This window comes from Methylobacterium sp. Leaf88 (genome assembly GCF_001422795.1).
Lineage (GTDB): Bacteria > Pseudomonadota > Alphaproteobacteria > Rhizobiales > Beijerinckiaceae > Methylobacterium.
The window spans coordinates 8,460-28,485 of sequence record NZ_LMMK01000008.1 but is presented as its reverse complement, the minus strand read 5'-3'; the positions used below and the strand labels follow the sequence as shown (position 1 = coordinate 28,485).

16 protein-coding genes and 2 tRNA genes are annotated in these 20,026 nt (G+C 69.6%); 17 read left to right on the top strand and 1 reads right to left on the bottom strand.

The genetic code is table 11. The features are described 5' to 3' along the window. Positions 1-85: 85 nt before the first annotated feature. From ASF20_RS05630 to rsgA, 6 genes are all read left to right on the top strand, one after another. Positions 86-159 (top strand) — tRNA-Cys (locus ASF20_RS05630). 273 nt (positions 160-432) lie between these two features. After that, complete coding sequence (locus ASF20_RS05625; RefSeq protein ID WP_056271852.1) at positions 433-1,083, top strand: protein-L-isoaspartate O-methyltransferase; 651 nt, start codon at positions 433-435, stop codon at positions 1,081-1,083. A 299-nt stretch (positions 1,084-1,382) separates the two neighbouring features. After that, entirely contained in the window at positions 1,383-2,750 is a 1,368-nt protein-coding gene (locus tag ASF20_RS05620; protein WP_244476332.1) for a TolC family outer membrane protein, read from the top strand. A 189-nt stretch (positions 2,751-2,939) separates the two neighbouring features. Then, positions 2,940-3,545 carry a DUF2497 domain-containing protein gene (locus tag ASF20_RS05615; protein ID WP_082501193.1) on the top strand — a complete coding sequence of 202 codons (606 nt, stop codon included), beginning with the start codon at positions 2,940-2,942 and terminating at the stop codon, positions 3,543-3,545. A gap of 115 nt (positions 3,546-3,660) precedes the next feature. Beyond that, the gene (locus ASF20_RS05610; protein WP_056271849.1) at positions 3,661-6,393 is read left to right on the top strand and encodes a valine--tRNA ligase; all 2,733 of its coding nucleotides are present in this window, start codon (positions 3,661-3,663) and stop codon (positions 6,391-6,393) included. Between the two features lie 40 nt (positions 6,394-6,433). After that, complete coding sequence (gene rsgA, locus ASF20_RS05605; RefSeq protein WP_056271847.1) at positions 6,434-7,432, top strand: ribosome small subunit-dependent GTPase A; 999 nt, start codon at positions 6,434-6,436, stop codon at positions 7,430-7,432. Positions 7,433-7,442: 10 nt separating this feature from the next. Here the strand turns inward: rsgA and purD are convergent, their stop codons facing one another. After that, positions 7,443-8,726 carry a phosphoribosylamine--glycine ligase gene (purD, locus tag ASF20_RS05600; RefSeq protein WP_056271843.1) on the bottom strand — a complete coding sequence of 428 codons (1,284 nt, stop codon included), beginning with the start codon at positions 8,724-8,726 and terminating at the stop codon, positions 7,443-7,445. Between the two features lie 444 nt (positions 8,727-9,170). On the opposite strand from purD, the gene xseA reads away from it, so the two are divergent. The 11 genes from xseA (at position 9,171) to ASF20_RS05545 (ending at position 19,822) form a co-directional block, all read left to right on the top strand. Further along, positions 9,171-10,922, top strand: coding sequence for an exodeoxyribonuclease VII large subunit (xseA, locus tag ASF20_RS05595; protein ID WP_082501191.1), 1,752 nt, complete (start codon positions 9,171-9,173; stop codon positions 10,920-10,922). Between the two features lie 172 nt (positions 10,923-11,094). Then, positions 11,095-11,322, top strand: coding sequence for a DUF4170 domain-containing protein (locus ASF20_RS05590; RefSeq protein WP_056212940.1), 228 nt, complete (start codon positions 11,095-11,097; stop codon positions 11,320-11,322). 135 nt (positions 11,323-11,457) lie between these two features. Further along, complete coding sequence (locus ASF20_RS05585) at positions 11,458-12,402, top strand: ribose-phosphate pyrophosphokinase (RefSeq protein ID WP_055959118.1); 945 nt, start codon at positions 11,458-11,460, stop codon at positions 12,400-12,402. Between the two features lie 187 nt (positions 12,403-12,589). Beyond that, positions 12,590-13,300, top strand: coding sequence for a cell cycle transcriptional regulator TrcR (locus ASF20_RS05580; RefSeq protein ID WP_056212942.1), 711 nt, complete (start codon positions 12,590-12,592; stop codon positions 13,298-13,300). A gap of 336 nt (positions 13,301-13,636) precedes the next feature. Beyond that, the gene (rpsA, locus tag ASF20_RS05575) at positions 13,637-15,367 is read left to right on the top strand and encodes a 30S ribosomal protein S1 (protein WP_056212944.1); all 1,731 of its coding nucleotides are present in this window, start codon (positions 13,637-13,639) and stop codon (positions 15,365-15,367) included. 451 nt (positions 15,368-15,818) lie between these two features. After that, the gene (sppA, locus tag ASF20_RS05570; RefSeq protein WP_056212946.1) at positions 15,819-16,805 is read left to right on the top strand and encodes a signal peptide peptidase SppA; all 987 of its coding nucleotides are present in this window, start codon (positions 15,819-15,821) and stop codon (positions 16,803-16,805) included. A gap of 46 nt (positions 16,806-16,851) precedes the next feature. Next, positions 16,852-17,163, top strand: a complete 312-nt coding sequence (gene ihfB / locus ASF20_RS05565; RefSeq protein WP_056212948.1) for an integration host factor subunit beta — start codon at positions 16,852-16,854, stop codon at positions 17,161-17,163. 34 nt (positions 17,164-17,197) lie between these two features. Continuing rightward, on the top strand, positions 17,198-17,572 hold the full coding sequence (locus tag ASF20_RS05560; protein ID WP_056212950.1) for a LapA family protein: 375 nt from the start codon (positions 17,198-17,200) through the stop codon (positions 17,570-17,572). 31 nt (positions 17,573-17,603) lie between these two features. Then, positions 17,604-18,245 (top strand): phosphoribosylanthranilate isomerase, encoded by a 642-nt coding sequence (locus ASF20_RS05555; protein WP_056271840.1) that lies wholly within the window; start codon positions 17,604-17,606, stop codon positions 18,243-18,245. Between the two features lie 147 nt (positions 18,246-18,392). Next, entirely contained in the window at positions 18,393-19,634 is a 1,242-nt protein-coding gene (gene trpB / locus ASF20_RS05550; protein ID WP_056271872.1) for a tryptophan synthase subunit beta, read from the top strand. Between the two features lie 111 nt (positions 19,635-19,745). Next, positions 19,746-19,822: transfer RNA gene (locus ASF20_RS05545), tRNA-Met, on the top strand. Positions 19,823-20,026 lie beyond the last annotated feature (204 nt).

Here is a 20,026-nt window from a genome sequence, read left to right as displayed (position 1 = left end):
GGGGGGCTCTGCTAGAGACCGCTCTCCCCGAGCCGGCCGCCCGGACGGGGGTCGCCGGACGAGCCCCTCGGGGTGGTGCGACAGAGGCCTCGTGGCGGAGTGGTTACGCAGAGGACTGCAAATCCTTGTACGGGGGTTCGATTCCCTCCGAGGCCTCCAACTTTTCTATTGCCGGCGCGACCGGCGTCCCATTCGACGAACGAGATCCCGCCGGTACCGGCGCCAAGTTTTCGGCGACCCGGGTGGACAGAAACGATCGCCGCGGCCGAGGCCCGGAAGATCCGCTCCTGCGTGTCAGCGGGGCGCCTCCGGGAACCTTGCGTTTTCGCCATCGATCCACGACAACCCGCAAGCTTCGGCGTGGCCGCCCGGCCGCCCGGAAGGACAGAGCGGCGCCCGGCGCCGGCCCAGGGTCGAGGGAAGACGGCATCCATGCTCGATTACGCGCAGGCACGACGCCTCATGGTCGATTGTCAGTTGCGGACCTTCGACGTGAACGACGTCCCGGTCCTCGACGCCTTCGGAGAGGTCGCCCGCGAGCGTTTCGTGCCGCCGGGTCGCGAAGACTTCGCCTATATCGATCAGACCCTGCGGCTCGGCCGGACGGGCCGCGCGATGCCGGCACCGATGCTGCTCGCCCGCATGATCCAGGCCCTGGCGATCCAGCCGGGCGACATCGCCCTCGATGCCGCCACGGGCTACGGCTACGGCGCCGCGATCCTCGCGCGGCTCGGTGCCGACGTCGTGGCCCTCGAATCCGATGCCGATCTCGCGACGGGCGCCCGCGAACGCCTGACCGGCCTCGACCGCGTCACGGTCGTCGAAGGACCGCTCGAGGCCGGCGTCCCGCAGAGTGCACCATACGATGCGATCCTGGTGAACGGCCGGGTGGAGACGCGTCCGCAGCCCCTTCTGGATCAGCTGAAGGACGGCGGTCGCCTCGTCTGCGTGATGGGCCGGGACCGGGCCGCGAAAGCGACCCTGTTCGTGCGGGCCGGCGACGCCTTCGGCGCGCGCCCCCTCTTCGATGCCGCTCTTCCGCCCCTGGGCGCCTTCGCGGACGCGGTCGATTTCGCGTTCTGACCTCCGCAGAGCTGCCAAAAGGACCGCTTCGTCGCCATCGATGCCGTGGACTGGAGACCGGTTTCGCGCCCCGCACGCCTCGGAGGTAACCCGAAAGGAGTGTCGCTTTTTTGCGGCACCCCTGACGGATTCACGCAATGCACAGCAAGCAACCGGTGCTCTGCCGGTCAAGGTCGGGTAGTCTCCGCATCGAGGCGGGCAACCCGGTATCGCGCCCAGGCGCGGCGGCCTTCTGCGAGGCCGTCCGGTTCATCGAGAAACCGCAAGGGCTGATGAGCGTGAGAGATTCGAAACCTGCGATGCGCACGAGGCTTCGGCCGGCCGGCCTCGCCGTATTGGCGGTCGCCCTGGCGAGCCCGGCCGGTGCCGAGACGCTGGAGAGCGCACTCTCGCGGGCGTATGCCGCCATTCCGATTCTGAATTCCGGCCGCGCCGGCGTGCGCGCAACCGACGAGAGCGTAGCACAGGCGAAGTCCGGCTATCGTCCTACCGTCAGCCTTGATGCCGACATCGGGATCGGCCAGCTGGATGGGACAGTCTCGAGACAAAGGCTCAATCAGGTTACGCGTCCGGGCGGTGCGGGCCTCACCGTCAACCAAACTCTATTCAACGGCTTTCGCACCGACAATCAAACCCGCCAGGCGGAATCCGATGTTCTCCGCGTCCGGGAGGCCCTTCGCGCCACCGAGATGAACGTCCTGTTCAATGCAGCCCAGGCCTACATGTCGGTCCTCAGCGATACGGCAAACCTCGAACTGCGCCGCAACAACGTCGAGGTGTTGGAAGAGCAGCTTCGCCAGACTCGCGACCGCTTCAACGTCGGTGAGGTGACCCGCACCGACGTGGCGCAGGCCGAGGCCCGCCTCGCCGGCGCTCGGAGCGACGTCAGCGGTGCCGAGGCCACTCTGCGGGCCAGCATCGGCACCTATCGCCGCTATATCGGCGTCGAGCCGCGCCAACTCGCGCCCGGACGGCCTCTGGACCGCTACGTTCCGGCCAGCCTCGATACGGCGATCAATATCGGCCTCAAGGAGCATCCGCAGATCCTTTCGGCGCTGCACCTCGTCGACGTGTCCGAGGCCCAGGTGAAGGTGCTGGAAGGGGCGCTGTACCCGACCGCCGGCCTGCAGGGCTCGGTGCAGCAGCGCTATGACCAATCTTTCGCTGGCGACAATTTTCTCAGCGCCACCATCGTCGGCCGCCTGACGATTCCCCTCTACGAGGGAGGCCAGACCTACTCGCAGATCCGTCAGGCCAAGGAGACGGTCGGCCAGCGCCGACTTGATGCCGAGGACACCCGCGATCAGGTCCGCTCGGCCATCGTGACGGCCTGGGGCCAGCTCGAGGCGTCCAAGGCACAGGTCATCGCCTCGCAGGCGCAGGTGCAGGCCAACGAAGTGGCTCTGAATGGCGTGCGCGAGGAGGCCCGCGTGGGCCAGCGCACCACTCTCGACGTGCTGAACGCGCAGCAGGAGTTGCTGAACGCCCGTACGAACCTGATCATCGCCCAGCGCAACCGAGTTGTCTTCTCCTACGGCGTCGTCCAGGCGATCGGTCGCCTGACGGTGCGCTTCACGGCGCTGCCGGTGGCGGTCTACAGCCCGAAGGAACACTTCGATCAGGTCAAGGACCTCTGGTACGGCGTGCGCACACCCGACGGACGCTGAGGTTCGGCAACCACGCGGTCGCCGCAATTCGGGCTGTGCCGCCCCGGCCGGCGCAGCCGTACCTTAGAGTCTCACGGCGGCGCGAGCTTATCCCGTGCCGTGCAGCGGCCGGCGCTTGTGTCGGGGCGGGAGCATGAAATACTCGCCGCACGTCGCAACCGTTTCCCCCAGATCCCGAGCATCGTCCGGATGAGTGCAGCGAGCCCCAAGGTGTCGGACAAGGCGCAGGAACCCTCCATGGAGGAGATCCTGGCGTCGATCCGGCGCATCATCGCCGACGATCAGATCGCCAAGGCCGAGGTGGTCCCGCCGCGGGCATCCGCCCCGCAGCCCGAGAACGACGATGTCCTGGACCTCGCCGAGGTCGCCCAGCCCGTCCGCAAGCCCATCCCCCTCGACGAGCCCGAGATCGCGTTCCGCAAGGAGCCGATCGAGGACGGGCAGATCGACTTCGATGCGATCTCCTTCGACGATGACGAGCCGGAGCTGGAGCCGCTGCCGCCTCTCCGTGCCGCTGCCCCCATCGAGCCGCCGCGTCCGGCTCCCCAGTCCGCGATGCGCGAGCCGGAGCCGACACCCACCGAGCGCCTGACCTCGGCCGTCACGGATGCGAGCGTCGCCCAGGCCTTCCACATGCTCTCGAACACGGTGATGAGCAGCCAGGCCCGCACCCTGGAGGACCTTGTGCAGGATATGCTCCGGCCCATGCTGAAGGGCTGGCTCGACGAGAACCTGCCCGGCATGGTCGAGCGTCTGGTGCGCGCCGAGATCGAGCGGGTGGCTCGGGGCCGCTGAGGCCCGAACGCGGTCGCAGAGCCGAATCGCGGGGCTCGCGTGTTGACGCAGGGGGCCCGACAGGTTGAAAGCGGACCAACCTCCGCTTTCCCCGATCAGTGACCCGACCCCGCCCATGATGGACAAGACCTTCGATCCCGCCGCCGTCGAGGCGCGCATCGCCGCCGCCTGGGAATCGGGCGAGGCCTTCAAGGCCGGGCGCCCCGAACGGGCCGGGGCGAAGCCCTTCACCATGGTGATCCCGCCGCCGAACGTGACCGGCAGCCTCCATATGGGGCACGCCCTTAACAACACGCTGCAGGACATCCTCTGCCGCTTCGAGCGCATGCGCGGCCGCGACGTGCTCTGGCAGCCGGGCACCGACCATGCCGGCATCGCCACCCAGATGGTGGTGGAGCGCCGCCTCGCCGAGGCGAACGAGCCGGGCCGGCGGGAGATCGGCCGCGCGGCCTTCGTCGAAAAGGTCTGGACCTGGAAGGCGGAATCGGGCGGAGCGATCGTCAACCAGCTAAAGCGCCTGGGCGCTTCCTGCGACTGGTCGCGGGAGCGCTTCACCATGGGCGTCTCGGGGGCGCCGGACGACCAGATGGTCCGTGCCGTCACCCGGACCTTCGTCGACCTCCACGCCCAGGGCCTGATCTACCGCGACAAGCGCCTGGTGAACTGGGATCCGAAGTTCCAGACCGCGATCTCGGACCTCGAGGTCCTGCAGGTGGAGGTGAAGGGCCATCTCTGGCACTTCGACTACCCGGTCGTCGACGCAGGCGGCACCGAGACCGGCGAGATCATCACGGTCGCCACGACCCGGCCCGAGACCATGCTGGGCGACACCGCGGTGGCGGTCCATCCGGAGGACGAGCGCTACACCCATCTGGTCGGCAGGCGCGTGCGCCTGCCCCTGGTCGGGCGCCTGATCCCGATCGTCGCGGACAGCTATTCCGACCCGGAGAAGGGCACGGGTGCCGTCAAGATCACGCCCGCCCACGACTTCAACGACTTCGAGGTCGGCCGTCGCGCCGGCTGCACGCCGATCAACATTCTGGATCCGGAAGCCCGCATAAGCCTCGACGGCAATGCGGCTTTCCTGAGCGGTTCGGATCCCGAGCCGGAGGCCCTGGCCCTGCACGGCCTCGACCGATTCGAGGCGCGCAAGCGGGTCGTTGCCTTGATGGAGGCGCGCGAGCGCCTGCGTCTTACCGAACCGAACACCCACGCGGTCCCGCACGGCGACCGCTCGAACGTCGTCATCGAGCCCTACCTCACGGACCAGTGGTACGTGAACGTGAAGCCCGTGGCCGAGCGCGCCCTGCAGGCGGTGCGTGATGGAAAAACCCGTTTCGTGCCCGAGAATTACGAGCGGACCTTCTTCCAGTGGCTCGAGAACATCGAGCCCTGGTGCATCTCGCGCCAGCTCTGGTGGGGCCACCAGATCCCGGTCTGGTACGACGAGGCGGGTGGCATCTACGTCGCCATGAGCGAGGCGGAGGCGCAAACCCAGGCCGATGCGAAGCGCGGGGCGCCCGCGCCCCTGCGTCGGGACGAGGACGTCCTCGACACCTGGTTCTCCTCCGCCCTGTGGCCGTTCTCGACGCTGGGCTGGCCGGACGAGACCCCGGAACTGGCGCGCTACTACCCGACCGACACGCTGGTGACCGGCAAGGATATCATCTTCTTCTGGGTCGCCCGGATGATGATGCTCGGGCTCCACGTCACCGACCGGGTGCCGTTCTCCACCGTCTACCTGCACACGCTGGTGCGCGACGCCTCCGGCGCAAAGATGTCGAAGTCGAAGGGCAACGTCGTCGATCCGCTCGGACTCATCGACCAGTATGGGGCCGACGCCCTGCGCTTCACCCTTGCGGCGATGGCCGCCCAGGGGCGCGACATCAAGCTGGCGGTGAACCGGGTCGAAGGCTACCGCAACTTCGCGACGAAACTCTGGAACGCCTCGCGCTTCGCCGAGATGAACGGCTGCGCCCTGCGGGCCGACTACCGGCCGGAAAACGCTGGCGAGACCCTGAACCGCTGGGCCCTCGGCGAGGCCGCGCGAGCGGTCGCCGAGGTCACGACGGCCCTCGAGGCCTACCGCTTCAACGACGCGGCGGCGGCAGCCTACCGCTTCGTCTGGAACATCTTCTGCGACTGGTACCTGGAACTGGCCAAGCCCGTACTCCAGGGGGAGGGCGTCGCGGCGGCCGCCAAGGCCGAGACGCAGGCCACCGTGGCCTTCCTGATCGACCAGATCGCCAAGCTGCTGCACCCCTTCATGCCCTTCCTCACGGAAGAGCTCTGGGCGATCAAGGGCGCAGACCTGCCGGAGCGGGGCCTGCTCGCCCTTGCGCCCTGGCCGGATCTGGCCGCCCTTAACGACTCGGCCTCGGAGGCCGAGATCGGCTGGCTCGTCGACCTCGTCTCGGAAATTCGCTCGGCCCGCTCCGAGACCAGCGTGCCGGCAGCGGCGCAGATCCCCCTCGTGGTGGTCGGCGTCGATGCGGATCTGCAGGCCCGGGCGACCCGCTGGGGCGACACCCTGGCGCGGCTGGCGCGGCTCTCCGAGATCCGCTTCGAGGCGGCCGCGCCGAAGAACTCGGTGCAGCTCTTGGTGCGCGGCTCGGTGGCGGCCCTGCCGCTGGAGGGCATCGTGGACCTGGCCGCAGAGGTCGCCCGCCTGAAGAAAGAGGCGGCGAAGGCCGGCGCCGAGATCGCCAAGATCGAGGGCAAGCTCGGCAATGCCGACTTCCTCGCCCGCGCGCCCGACGAGGTGGTGGACGAGCAGCGCGAGCGTCGCGATGCAGAGGCCGCCCGCCTGGAGAAGATCACGGAGGCGCTGGCGCGGCTCGCCGCTTGAGCGGGTCGCAAGCCTTCGGCGCGCGACTGGGTCGCGCGTCGTGACGGTCGTCCATACCCTGGCCGAACTCGGCTGGTCCGCCTTCTTCGCGGACCAGTGCCGGCCCGACGAGGCGGCCCTTGTGCCCCAGCGCGTCGCCACCGTGCACCGCGCCCGCATGGGCGCCCTCGCGGAGGCGGGGCCGCTCAAACTCATGCTGCCGGTCCACACCAACACCGGCGACTACGCGGTCGGCGACTGGGTCCTGGTCGAGGCCGGGACGCAGATGCTGCGCCGACGCCTGGACCGCCGCACCGTCCTGGAGCGGCGGCGGGAAGGGAGCGCCGCGCCGCAGCTCGCGGCGGCCAATGTCGACGCGCTCTTCATCGTCACGTCCTGCAATGCGGACTTCAATCCGACGCGGCTGGAGCGCTACCTTGCCCTCGCCAACCAGGGTGGCGCCGAGCCGGTCATCGTCCTGACCAAGGCGGATGTCTGCGAGGATGCGGAGCGCTATCGCCGCGAAGCCGAGGCCCTGCAGCGCGATCTCGCCGTGGTGCTGGTGAACCCCCGCGAAACTGGAGCAGCGGCGCGGCTCGGCCCCTGGTGCGGCCCCGGCCGCACCGTGGCGGTGGTCGGCTCTTCGGGGGTCGGCAAGTCGACCCTCGTGAACACCCTGGCGGGCCCGGGCCACGCGGCGCCACAAGCGACGGGGGGCATTCGGGAGCACGATGCGAAGGGCCGGCACACCACGACGAGCCGCTCGCTCCATGCCATCGCGGGCGGCGGCTGGGTGATCGACACGCCCGGGATCCGCTCGCTCCAGCTCGGAGATGCGGCCGAGGGGATCGACACCCTGTTCGCCGAGATCACCGAGCTGGCTCCCGCGTGCCGCTTCCGCGACTGCACCCATGCCCACGAGCCCGGCTGCGCCGTGCAGGACGCGGTGGCCGAGGGATGCCTCGACCCGGAACGGGTGGCGCGCTGGCGCATCCTGCGGGCCGAGAACCGGGGCAACACGGTGGTGCCCACTGGCCCCCGCGGCAACAAGCGGCGCTGACCGCCGAACCTCAGATTCCGCCGCCCGCGACCTCGCGGGCGACGGCGCGGCGGCCGATATCGCGCCGGCAGAAGCCCTCTGGCCAGTCGATCCGGGCCACCGCCGCGTAGGCGCGTGCCTGGGCCTCCATCATGCTCTCGCCCAGGGCCGTGACGGCGAGCACCCGGCCCCCGTCGGCGAGCAGGCGCCCGCCCTCGGCGCGGGTGCCAGCCTGGAACACCAGGACCTCGTCGCTCACGCCCGCGGCCTCGATCCCGCGGATCTCCGAACCGCGCAGAACCGCTCCGGGATAGCCGGCCGCCGCCATGACCACCGTGAGCGCGGCACGCCGCTCGTCGAATTCAAGGCTGATCCCGGACACGTCGCCCTCGCAGGCCGCCAGCAACGCCGGTACGAGATCGGAGGCGAGGCGCGGCATCAGCACCTGGGCCTCCGGGTCGCCGAAGCGGGTGTTGTACTCGATCAGCTTCGGCCCCTCGGCAGTGAGCATCAGCCCGGCATAGAGGATGCCGGTGAAGGGGATGCCCCGCGCACGCATGCCGTCGAGCGTCGGAGCGATGATGGTCTCCATCACCTCCCGCTCCAGGGCCGGGGTCAGGATGGTTGCGGGCGAGTAGGCGCCCATGCCGCCTGTATTGGGACCGCGGTCGCCGTCGAAGACACGCTTGTGATCCTGGGCCGTGCCCACCGGGACCGCGCGGGTGCCGTCGCACAGGGCGAAGAAGCTCGCCTCCTCGCCGAAGAGGCATTCCTCGATGACGATCTCGGCGCCGGGCTCCTCGAACAGAGCCCGCACGGCGTTCTCCGCCTGCTCGCGGGTCTCGGCCACGACCACACCCTTGCCGGCAGCCAGACCGTCGGCCTTCACGACAATGGGGGCGCCCTGCGCGGCGAGGTAGGCCAGGGCCGGCTCAAGCGTTTGGAAGCGCGCGAAGGCGGCGGTGGGGATGCCGACTGCGGCGCACAGGTCCTTGGTGAAGCCCTTGGAGCCCTCGAGCTGGGCGGCGGCCTTCGTCGGGCCGAACACCCGGACGCCCGCAGCCTGAAGGTCGTCGACGAGGCCCGCCACCAGGGGCGCCTCGGGCCCGACCACCACGAGGCCGATGCGTTCGCCCGAACAGAAGGCCCGCACGGCGGCATGGTCGGACACGTCGAGCTCCGGGCGGTTCTCGCCGAAGGCGGCCGTGCCGGGATTGCCCGGTGCGGTGAACAGGCGGGTGCAGAGCGGGCTCTTGGCGAGGGCGAAGGCAAGGGCGTGCTCGCGCCCGCCCGAACCGATGAGGAGGATGTTCATGAGGGGTGATGTTCCCCAAAAGCCGTTCGTTGAAAAGTCCGATTCGCCGTCGACACTCGCGCTGTGCACGGGAAGCGGTCGCGAACCGGGTTCGGCCTCCGTGTGATCTCGGACTTTCCGCGTGGAACGAACCGCTCCGGACGACGTTATGAGGATTATGCCAGGCTGTCGCAAATCCGTTCCGTTTTTGGTGGCGCCGACTCCTTCCCGGAGTGTCAGCCTCGCGCATTATGTCACGCACGGACGCGTTCCCGTGCGCGCCTGCAACGACAACGGCAACCTCGACAATCTGCCGATCTGGCGCATGGCCCTGGCGATCTGCGCCGTGCCCGTGGCATCCGTGCTGGTGATCCTCTCCATCCTGATGTGACGCGTCGGGTATGACCCGGAGCGGCGCGGCCGATCCCTTTACCTGAGGCGACGCCGGCCCTAGCGTCCACCGCCATGGCCGTTCCTCCTCCGCCCGCCAAAGCCGCCTCCGGATCCGGACCCGTCTCCAACGTGCCGGAATGGTCCGTCGGAGACCTTGCCTCCGCGCTGAAACGGACGCTGGAGGATGCCTTCGGTCACGTCCGCCTGCGCGGGGAGATCTCGGGCTTTCGCGGCCAGCACAGCTCCGGCCACGCCTACTTCTCGCTCAAGGACGGCAGCGCCCGGATCGACGCGGTGGTCTGGAAGGGCACCTTCAACCGCCTGCGCCAGCGGCCTCAGGAAGGGCTCGAAGTGGTCGCCACCGGGCGGATCACGACCTTCCCGGGCAAATCCTCGTACCAGATCGTCATCGAGACGCTGGAACCCGCCGGCGTCGGGGCCTGGATGGCGCTGTTGGACGAGCGCAAGCGCGTGCTCGCCGCAGAGGGCCTGTTCGCGGCCGAGCGCAAGCGGCCGATCCCGTACCTGCCGCGCGTGGTCGGCGTGGTGACCTCGCCCACCGGCGCCGTCATCCGCGACATCCTGCACCGGCTCGCGGACCGCTTCGCCCGGCCGGTCCTGGTCTGGCCCGTGCGGGTTCAGGGGGAGGGGGCGGCCGAGGAGATCGCGGGGGCGATCCGGGGCTTCAATGCGCTGGCGCCCGGCGGCGCGATTCCCCGGCCCGACGTCCTCATCGTGGCGCGGGGTGGCGGCTCGATCGAAGATCTCTGGGCCTTCAACGAGGAATGCGTGGTGCGGGCGGCCGCGGACTCGACGATCCCGCTGATCTCCGCGGTGGGCCATGAGACCGACACCACCCTGATCGACTTCGTCTCCGACCGCCGGGCTCCGACCCCGACGGGGGCCGCCGAGATGGCGGTTCCGGTGCGGGCCGACCTCGTCGCCGCAGTGGTCGATCTCGGACGGCGCCAGCGTGAGGCGGTCCAGCGTCGCCTCGACCGGGAGCGCAGCGACCTGCGCGCCCTGGTGCGGGCGATGCCGGACGTCGACGCCTTCCTGGCGGCCAAGCGCCAGCGCCTCGACCTCGCCGAAGCGCGGCTCGGCCCGGCGCTGGCCGGCAACGCCCGGGTGTTCCGGCTGCGCGTCTCGCACCTTGTCGAGCGCTTCGCCCGGCATCCGCCCACCCTGGCCCTCGCCCAGGCGCGGGGACGCGTTGCCCGTATCGGCGACCGTCCCGGCGCGGCCCTGCGCCACGACATGGCGCGCAAGGGGGAGGGGCTGTCCTATCTCGGTCGCCGCCTCGTCATCGCCCGGGCGGGAACGGTGAGCCGCGCGCGGGCGGAGCAGGTCCGCAGCCGCGATCGCCTCGACGCCCTGCAGGCGCGGCTGGTCCGGGCCGGGATCCGCTCGACGGAGCGCCGCGCCGACCGCCTGGCAGGCCTCTCCGGCCTCCTCGGCTCGCTCGGCTACCGGGCCGTCCTGGCCCGCGGCTACGCCCTGGTGCGCGATGCCGACGGGCGGGCGATCCGCGCGGCGGCGCAGGCCGCGCCGCACATGACCCTGGAATTCACAGACGGTTTCGTCGAGGTCGCGCCGCGCGACGCCGCGGCCCCCGCCGCGGCGGATCCCCCGAAGGCCGCGCGGAAGAAGAGCGCCCCGACCAAGCCCGCCCCAACCAAGACCGCCGCGACCAAGACCGCCGCGACCAAGACCGCCGCGACCAAGGAGGCAACCAAGACCGCCCCGACGACGGCTGCCGGGACGGCGCCGCCAGCGGACGTCCCGGCGCCCCTGGCCCGGCAGGGAAGCCTATTCGACCTCTGAGGACCGGTTGCCGGGCGGCAACGCCTGTGCACCGTGGCCGGCGGGGAGGGGGCCTGCGTGTTGCGCGGCACGCGGATCGGGTTGACGAACCCGGCGGCGTTTGCGACCGCACCGGCGGCACGCCTCGTGCCTTCCGGGATGGCGCCGGATCCGGGCGGAAGGAGATGCGGGAATGACGACGACGATCGACAGCGCACAGAGACTGCATCTCGTCTTCGGGGGCGAATTGGAGAGTCTCGACGGCGTGAATTTCCGCGACGTCAAGGATCTCGACATCGTCGGCATCTTTCCGGACTACGCCTCGGCCCAGACCGCCTGGAAGGCCAAGGCACAGTCGACGGTTGACAGCGCCCAGACGCGCTACTTCATCGTGCATCTGCACCGGCTGCTCGAGCCCTGATGTGCGAAACCTGACTTCGGAACGGACGTGAAGGCATTGTGACGCCGGGGTTGCGGCTGTTATGCAGCGCCGCAACGACGGCCTCAACCTCGGCACGGGCTCGGCCCTCCAGGATCGCGAGATGAAGACCCCGGCATGAAGTCCTCGATCAAGATCATCGCCGGCAACGCGAGCCGCCCCCTGGCCGAGGCCATCGCGGCCTACCTCGAATTGCCCTTGGCCAAGTGCATGGTGCGGCGCTTCGCCGACATGGAGATCTTCGTCGAACTCCAGGAGAACGTGCGCGGCGAGGACGTGTTCATCGTCCAGTCAACCTCGTTCCCGGCCAACGATCACCTGATGGAACTGCTCATCATGATCGACGCCGCGCGCCGCTCCTCGGCGCGGCGGATCACCGCCGTGATCCCGTATTTCGGCTATGCCCGCCAGGACCGGCGCACCTCGGGCCGCACCCCGATCTCCGCCAAGCTCGTGGCCAACCTCATCACCGAGGCCGGGGCCGACCGCGTGATGACCCTCGATCTCCATGCCGGGCAGATCCAGGGCTTCTTCGACATCCCCACCGACAACCTGTTCGCCGCCCCCGTGATGGTGCGCGACATCAAGGAGCGCCTCGACCCCCGGGACTGGATGGTGGTGTCGCCGGATGTTGGCGGCGTCGTCCGCGCCCGTGCCATCGCCAAGCGCATCGACGCGACCCTGGCCATCGTCGACAAGCGCCGCGAGCGTCCGGGCGAGTCCGAGGTGATGAACATCATCGGCGAGGTCGAGGGACGCTCCTGCATCCTCGTCGACGACATCGTGGATTCCGGCGGCACCCTGGTGAACGCCGCCGAGGCCCTCCTGAACGCCGGCGCCAAGGACGTCTCCGCCTACATCACGCACGGGGTGCTCTCGGGCGGCGCGGTCTCCCGCATCGCCGCCTCGCGGATGAAGGAGCTCGTCATCACCGACTCGATCCAGCCGACCCAGGCGGTCAAGCTCGCCCGCAACATCCGGGTCGCCACCATCGCGCCGCTCCTGGGCGAGGCCATCGGCCGGACGGCGACGGAATCCAGCGTGTCGAGCCTCTTCACCTGACGCGCGCGTCCCGGATGTCCGGGACCAGCGGATCGCAATTGCGCTGACCCCATCGGAACCTGTATAGACGGCGCTTCCCTATTGCAGCGTTGAGACGGGATGCTGCCGGCCAGTCGAGGCCGGAGCGAGCGACGCCCTGTCGGCGGCGCCCCGGACCCGTCCCGCACGAACCAGTTGGAGTAGCCCGATGTCGCAAGGCCCGCTGATGCCGAAGGCCACCGCCGTATGGCTGGTGGAGAACACCTCGCTGGCCTTCGAGCAGATCGCCGATTTCTGCAAGCTGCACCCCCTCGAGGTAAAGGGGATCGCCGACGGCGAGGTCGCCGCGGGCATCAAGGGCCTCGATCCGATCACCACCGGCCAGCTCACCCGCGACGAGATCGAGAAGGCGCAGAAGAGCCCCAACTACAAGCTCAAGGTCGCGGTCTCGAAGGTGAAGCTGCCCGAGGTCAAGCGCACCACCAAGGGACCGCGCTACACGCCCCTCTCCCGCCGCCAGGACCGGCCGAACGCCATCCTCTGGCTGCTGCGCAACCACCCCGAGCTCAAGGACGCGCAGATCATCCGCCTCGTCGGCACCACCAAGTCGACGATCCAGCAGATCCGCGAGCGCACCCACTGGAATTCCGGCTCCCTTCAGCCGATGGATCCGGTGACCCTCGGCCTCTGCACCCAGATCGACCTCGATTTCGAGGTTCAGCGCTCGGCCAAGGACCGTCCGGCCAACATGCCGGTGGATGGCGGCGCGACGCTGCTGCCGACCGAGGTGTCGACGGCCACGGACTACACCGAGGCCGACGCGCATCACCGCAGCGCCCGCGACGAGAAGCTCAACGCCGATTCGGTGTTCGCGAAGCTCAAGGGCATGCGCAGCACAGAGGACGACGACGAGGACTGAGGCGCCCCGCACGCGCCGCGCCGACCGATCCCCGTGGCCCCGCCGCGGGGATTTTTCGTTTCCGGGCTCCGGGGCGGAGGGCCGGCAGCCAGTTGCCGGATGGTCGGCAATCCGCTATGCAACCGGCGTTCTCCGAATGGATTCCACGAGGCTCGGCCGTCCCGCCGGGCCACGCTCCGTTTGGAGGATCGCTCTCGACCATCGTTTGAGAATGCGTCGGCCCTCCTCCGGGAGGTTGAGCCCGTCGGGTCCGTGACCCCGGGTGGCGACGTCGAGGGTGTCCCGTCACACGAGCCGCCGATGCCGGCCTCCCGATGAGGCCTGTCAGGAGACAGAATGACCGCTGGTAACGCCCTGCAGCGTAGCCCGAGCCGCGACGATTTCGCCGCTCTTCTCGAGGAGTCCTTCCTCGAACACGAGATCACCGAAGGGTCCGTCGTCAAGGGTCGCGTCGTCGCGATCGAGAAGGACGTGGCCGTCATCGACATCGGCGCCAAGACGGAAGGCCGTGTCGCACTCAAGGAATTCAACGGCCCCGGCCGCGAAGGCGAACTCGCCGTCGGCGACGAGGTCGAGGTCTATGTCGACCGCATCGAGAATGCCCTCGGCGAGGCCGTCATCTCGCGCGACAAGGCGCGCCGCGAGGAGAGCTGGGTCAAGCTCGAGAAGGCCTTCGAGGCCAACGAGCGCGTCACCGGCGCGATCTTCAACCAGGTCAAGGGCGGCTACACCGTCGATCTCGACGGCGCCGTGGCGTTCCTGCCGCGCTCCCAGGTCGACATCCGCCCCGTGCGCGACGTCACCCCGCTGCTGGGCACCCCGCAGCCGTTCCAGATCCTCAAGATGGATCGCCGCCGCGGCAACATCGTCGTGTCGCGCCGCACCGTCCTCGAGGAGAGCCGCGCCGAGCAGCGCTCCGAGCTGGTGGCCAACCTCGAGGAAGGCCAGGTCATCGACGGCGTCGTCAAGAACATCACCGAGTACGGCGCCTTCGTCGATCTCGGCGGCATCGACGGCCTGCTCCACGTCACCGACATGGCGTGGCGCCGCGTGAACCACCCGTCCGAGGTCGTGACCATCGGCCAGACGGTCAAGGTCAAGATCATCAAGATCAACCACGAGACCCACCGCATCTCGCTCGGCATCAAGCAGCTGCTGGCCGATCCGTGGGAGGGCATCGCCCAGCGCTACCCGGTCGACGCCAAGCTCAAGGGCCGCGTGACCAACATCACCGACTACGGCGCCTTCGTGGAGCTGGAGCCGGGCATCGAAGGCCTGATCCACGTCTCCGAGATGTCCTGGACGAAGAAGAACGTCCACCCGGGCAAGATCGTCTCCACCTCGCAGGAAGTGGAAGTGCAGATCCTCGAGGTCGATCCGGTCAAGCGCCGCATCTCGCTCGGCCTCAAGCAGACCCTCCAGAACCCCTGGGAGGCCTTCGCCGAGCAGCATCCGGTGGGCTCCGAGGTCGAGGGCGAGGTCAAGAACAAGACCGAGTTCGGCCTGTTCATCGGCCTCGACGGCGATGTCGACGGCATGGTCCACCTGTCGGATCTCGACTGGAACCGTCCCGGCGAGCAGGTCATCGAGGAGTTCAAGAAGGGCGACATGCTGCGCGCCCAGGTTCTCGACGTCGACGTCGAGAAGGAGCGCATCTCGCTCGGCGTGAAGCAGCTCGGCGGCGACCCCTTCACGGAAGCCGGTGACCTCAAGAAGGGTCAGATCGTGACCTGCGAAGTGGTGGACGTGAAGGATTCGGGCGTCGACGTGAAGATCGTCGACACCGACCTGACGACCTTCATCCGCCGGGCCGAGCTCGCCCGCGACCGTGGCGACCAGCGCCCCGAGCGCTTCGCCGCCGGCGAGAAGTTCGACGCCCGCGTGATCCAGTTCGACCGCAAGGCGCGCCGGGTCCAGCTCTCGATCAAGGCCCTCGAGATGGCCGAAGAGAAGGAGGCGATGGCCCAGTTCGGTTCGACCGATTCGGGTGCCTCGCTCGGCGAGATCCTCGGCGCCGCCTTCAAGAAGGCCCGCACCAGCGACGACAAGGACGAGTCGCAGGACTGATCCGTCCCGCGTCTCCCCCGGTCCCTTGGGACCGGGGATCCTCGCAGACTCCATCGACGCCCGCGCGGGATCGCCTCCCGCGCGGGCGTTTTTTCGTGCGCGGACCCCGTTCCCCCGGAGTCGCGCGGAGCCGCCGCCAGCCCCTTGTCGGTCCGTGTCCGGCAAGGCTAGAACACGAGCCCGTGACGGATCGGGCGCGGCCTCACGCCGGAGGACGCGTGAGGCATCCAGGGCCGGGATGTGTCGAAGCCGATCGCTGCCAAAGGCCGATAGCTGCCAAAGGCTTGATGCAAATCGGCGGGGAGTGTGGGACAAGGTTCGGCGCGCAGGCGGAGGCCGGCGCGTACCGGCCGAGCGTTCGGACCTCGGCGCCGGGAAACCCGGCGTCCAGACCCTGGCGTCCGGAAACATCAGCCGGCCGAGCCGGCACGTGAGGGAGCGTAACCAGCGCATGGCCGCGGATGCCGAACTTCTGATCGATCGCCGGCGCCTGCGCCGCAAGCTCTCCCTCTGGCGCGTCCTCGGGATCGGCGGTCTCGTGGTCGCGGTCGGCGCGGTCGGCCTGCGGGTCCGCAGCGGCGGCGAGGCCCTGGGCCTCGGCAGCGTCCGTCCGCAGATCGCCCGGATCTCGGTGGGCGGCTTCATCGCCGGCAGCGAATCCACCACCAAGCTGATCGCGCGCGTCCGCGACGCGAGCGCCGTTCAGGGCGTCGTGGTGTCGATCTCCTCGCCGGGCGGCACCACCACGGGCTCCGAGGAACTCTACCGCAACCTGCGGGCGCTCGCCGAGAAGAAGCCCATGGTGGCCTTCGTCGACGGCACCGCCGCCTCCGGTGCCTACATCGCGGCCATCGCCGCCGACCACATCGTCGCCCGCGAGACCGCGCTGGTCGGCTCCATCGGCGTCCTGTTCCAGTATCCGGACCTGTCGGGCCTCCTCGACAAGGTCGGGGTCAAGGTCGAATCCGTGAAGTCGGCCCCCCTCAAGGCCGAACCGTCGGGTTTCACGCCCACCTCGCCCGAGGCCCGCGCCGCCCTCGCGGCGGTCGTCGGCGACACCTATGCGTGGTTCAAGGGGCTCGTGGCCGACCGGCGCAAGATGACCGAGAAGGAACTCGCCACCGTCTCCGACGGCCGGGTGTTCAGCGGCCGCCAGAGCGTGCCCCTGAAGCTCGTCGACGGTCTCGGCGGCGAACGGCAGGCCATCGCCTGGCTCGAATCCGAGCGCGGCGTGGCCAAGGACCTGCCGGTGCTGGACTGGAAGCCGACGGCCAAGAGCGATTTTCGCCTGTGGTCCGCCCTCGGCCTCGGGGCCGACCTCGTCGGGCTCGACGGCGTCGCGGCGCGTCTGCGCCAGGTCGGCGACGAGACGGCGGGATTGGCCCAGGGCGGACTCCTGGTCCTCTGGCGGCCCGGGCCCGCGGACGCCGCCCGCTGAGGGTTCGCGCCACCCCATTCGTGCATGACTTCGTGAAGGCCCTCGCATGATCAAGTCGGAGCTCGTGCTCAAGATCGCCGAGCAGAACCCGCATCTCTACCAGCGGGACGTCGAGACCCTGGTGAACGCGATCCTGGACACCATCGCGGATGCCCTGGCCCGCGGCGACCGGGTCGAGCTGCGCGGCTTCGGGGCCTTCTCGGTGAAGCGCCGCGATGCGCGGCGCGGGCGCAACCCGCGGACGGGTGCGGCCGTTGCCGTCTCGGAAAAGGCCATCCCCGTGTTCAAGACGGGCAAGGAGATGCGCCTGCGCCTCAACGAGGCCGGCATCGGGGACGGCGCGGCCGCCGCGTCCTGATCCGCCCCGTCCCCAACGCTCGGAGTTCCTCTCGATGATCCGCTTCCTCAAGGGCTTGGTGCTGCTTCCCGTGGCGATCCTGGTGGTCGCCTTCGCGGTGGCCAACCGCGACGTGGTGCGGGTGTCCTTCGATCCCGTCTCGCCCGACATGCCGGTGTTCAGCGCGGCGCTGCCGCTCTACCTGCTGCTGTTCATCGCGGTGGCGATCGGCGTCCTTCTGGGCGGCTGCGGCGCCTGGCTCGGGCAGGCGGGCACCCGCCGCACCAGCGCCGCGCGCCGCCGCGAGATCCGCCGCCTGGAGAGCGAGACCGCCCGCCTGAAGACCTACGCGCCGGCGCCGACCAACGAGGGTCCGAACGGCATCTACCGCAACGCCCCCGACCGCGTCGCCCTGCCGGCGCCGCACTGAGGCCGGCGGCACGCCCCGAGCCGCGGCACCCATGGCGACCATCGCGATCAAGATCTGTGGGCTGAGTACGGCGGCGACCCTCGACGCCGCCCTGGAGGCCGGCGCCGATCTCGTCGGGTTCGTGCATTTCCCCAAGAGCCCCCGGCACGTGGACCTGGAGACCGGCCGTGCCCTCTCGGCGCGCGCGAAGGGCCGGACCGAGCGGGTGGTGCTCCTCGTCGACCCGGACGACGCTGCTTTGGCGGCCGCCGTCGCGGCCCTCGACCCCGAGTGGATCCAGCTCCACGGGCACGAGACGCCGGAGCGCGTCGCGGCCATCCGCGCCGTGACCGGTCGCCGGGTGATGAAGGCCGTCGGCGTCGCCACCTCGGCGGATCTCGACGCGGTCCACCTGTATACGGGGGTGGCCGACCGCATCCTCCTCGACGCGAAGGCGCCCCCGGAGGCCCTGCTGCCCGGCGGCAACGGCCATGCCTTCGACTGGGATCTCCTCGACGGCGCGGTCCTGCCGGCGGATTACATGCTCTCGGGCGGCCTCACCCCCGGCACCGTGGCGGCGGCGCTCGCCCGCACCGGCGCGCGCGCCGTCGACGTGTCCTCGGGCGTCGAGACCCGGCCGGGCGAGAAGTCGCCGGACCGGATCGCCGCCTTCATCGCGGCGGCCCGGGGCTGAGGGGGCAGGGGGCTCCCGGCCGGGGACCCCTCGCTTTCCGCGCCCAAAGGCCCGGATTTCGCGATTCGACGCGTTGGCCGCATTGTCGCCGCCCCCCGCGCGGGTCTAGGCCTATCGACAAACGCAGAGCTGACAAGGACCATGCCCGTGACCATCGCTCCCCCTCCGAACTCGTTCCGCAACGGCCCGGACGAGCGCGGCCGCTTCGGCATCTTCGGCGGACGCTTCGTGGCCGAGACGCTGATGCCGCTGATCCTCGACCTGGAGGCCGCCTACACGGCCGCGAAGGCCGATCCGGCCTTTCAGGCGGAGATGAACAGCCACCTGACCCACTATGTCGGCCGGCCGAGCCCGCTCTACTACGCCGAGCGCCTGACGGAGCACCTGCGCGCGCAGGCCGCCCCGGGGCAGGGCGCGAAGATCTTCTTCAAGCGCGACGAGCTGAACCACACCGGCTCGCACAAGGTGAACAACGTGCTCGGCCAGATCATGCTGGCCCGCCGCATGGGCAAGCCGCGCATCATCGCCGAGACCGGCGCCGGCCAGCACGGCGTCGCCACCGCCACCCTCTGCGCCCGCTTCGGCCTGAAATGCGTGGTCTACATGGGCGCCGTCGACGTGGCGCGGCAGGCGCCCAACGTGTTCCGCATGAAGATGCTGGGCGCCGAGGTGGTGCCGGTGCAGTCCGGCACCAAGACCCTCAAGGACGCGATGAACGAGGCCCTGCGCGACTGGGTCACCAACGTCGCCGACACCTTCTACTGCATCGGCACGGTGGCGGGCCCGCACCCCTACCCGGCGATGGTGCGCGACTTCCAGTCGATCATCGGCCGCGAGACGAAGCAGCAGATGCTGGAGATGGAGGGCCGCCTGCCGGATTCCCTCGTCGCCTGCATCGGCGGCGGGTCCAACGCCATGGGCCTGTTCCATCCCTTCCTCGACGATCCCGAGGTCGCGATGTACGGCGTCGAGGCGGCGGGTCACGGCATTTCCAGCGGCCTGCACGCGGCCTCGCTGTCGGGCGGCAAGCCCGGCGTGCTGCACGGCAACCGCACCTACCTGCTGCAGGACGGCGACGGCCAGATCGCGGACGCGCATTCGATCTCGGCCGGCCTCGACTATCCGGGCATCGGCCCCGAGCACGCCTGGCTGCACGAGGCCGGCCGCGTCACCTACCTCTCGGCGACGGATCAGGAGGCGCTCGACGCCTTCAAGCAGTGCTCGATGCTGGAAGGCATCATCCCGGCCCTGGAGCCGGCCCACGCCCTCGCCAAGGTCGGGGAGCTGGCCCCGCAGAAGCCCCAGGATCACCTCCTGGTCGTCAATCTCTGCGGACGTGGCGACAAGGACATCCCCCAGGTCGCCGAGATCCTCGGCACCCGGCTCTGACCTTCACGCGGGGCCGGCCATTTTCCCCGGTCCGACCCCGTTGACACGTCACGGCGGGGTTCCCTATACCGCCGATCTCATCGCGGCCACGATCTTCGGCGGCCGCGGTCTGGCGGGGTAGCTCAGCTGGTTAGAGCAGAGGAATCATAATCCTTGTGTCGGGGGTTCAAATCCCTCCCTCGCTACCAACGAATTTAATGACTTAGCAGCAAATTCCGTAACCAGAGCTGCTCAAATCTACGCTGGGTCGCAATTGGGTCTCTAGCCCGTGCGGCCCAGTCGCGTTTTTTACACCTTCATAACGGTTCCAATCCGTTCCTTCGGGAAGCCGACTCGGGCTCCGACCGCTCAATCATACCTTCCTGCGAATCACGACATTTATGGCAAGCAGG

Bases quoted from the DNA above. Each gene is read 5' to 3' on its own strand.
- sppA (WP_056212946.1), top strand. From the start codon at position 15,819: ATGGCCGCGGATGCCGAACTTCTGATCGATCGCCGGCGCCTGCGCCGC.
- ASF20_RS05620 (WP_244476332.1), top strand. From the start codon at position 1,383: ATGCGCACGAGGCTTCGGCCGGCCGGCCTCGCCGTATTGGCGGTCGCC.
- ASF20_RS05585 (WP_055959118.1), top strand. From the start codon at position 11,458: ATGAAGTCCTCGATCAAGATCATCGCCGGCAACGCGAGCCGCCCCCTG.
- ihfB (WP_056212948.1), top strand. From the start codon at position 16,852: ATGATCAAGTCGGAGCTCGTGCTCAAGATCGCCGAGCAGAACCCGCAT.
- xseA (WP_082501191.1), top strand. From the start codon at position 9,171: ATGGCCGTTCCTCCTCCGCCCGCCAAAGCCGCCTCCGGATCCGGACCC.
- ASF20_RS05610 (WP_056271849.1), top strand. From the start codon at position 3,661: ATGATGGACAAGACCTTCGATCCCGCCGCCGTCGAGGCGCGCATCGCC.
- ASF20_RS05580 (WP_056212942.1), top strand. From the start codon at position 12,590: ATGTCGCAAGGCCCGCTGATGCCGAAGGCCACCGCCGTATGGCTGGTG.
- ASF20_RS05590 (WP_056212940.1), top strand. From the start codon at position 11,095: ATGACGACGACGATCGACAGCGCACAGAGACTGCATCTCGTCTTCGGG.
- rpsA (WP_056212944.1), top strand. From the start codon at position 13,637: ATGACCGCTGGTAACGCCCTGCAGCGTAGCCCGAGCCGCGACGATTTC.
- ASF20_RS05615 (WP_082501193.1), top strand. From the start codon at position 2,940: ATGAGTGCAGCGAGCCCCAAGGTGTCGGACAAGGCGCAGGAACCCTCC.
- ASF20_RS05555 (WP_056271840.1), top strand. From the start codon at position 17,604: ATGGCGACCATCGCGATCAAGATCTGTGGGCTGAGTACGGCGGCGACC.
- ASF20_RS05560 (WP_056212950.1), top strand. From the start codon at position 17,198: ATGATCCGCTTCCTCAAGGGCTTGGTGCTGCTTCCCGTGGCGATCCTG.
- purD (WP_056271843.1), bottom strand. From the start codon at position 8,726: ATGAACATCCTCCTCATCGGTTCGGGCGGGCGCGAGCACGCCCTTGCC.
- ASF20_RS05625 (WP_056271852.1), top strand. From the start codon at position 433: ATGCTCGATTACGCGCAGGCACGACGCCTCATGGTCGATTGTCAGTTG.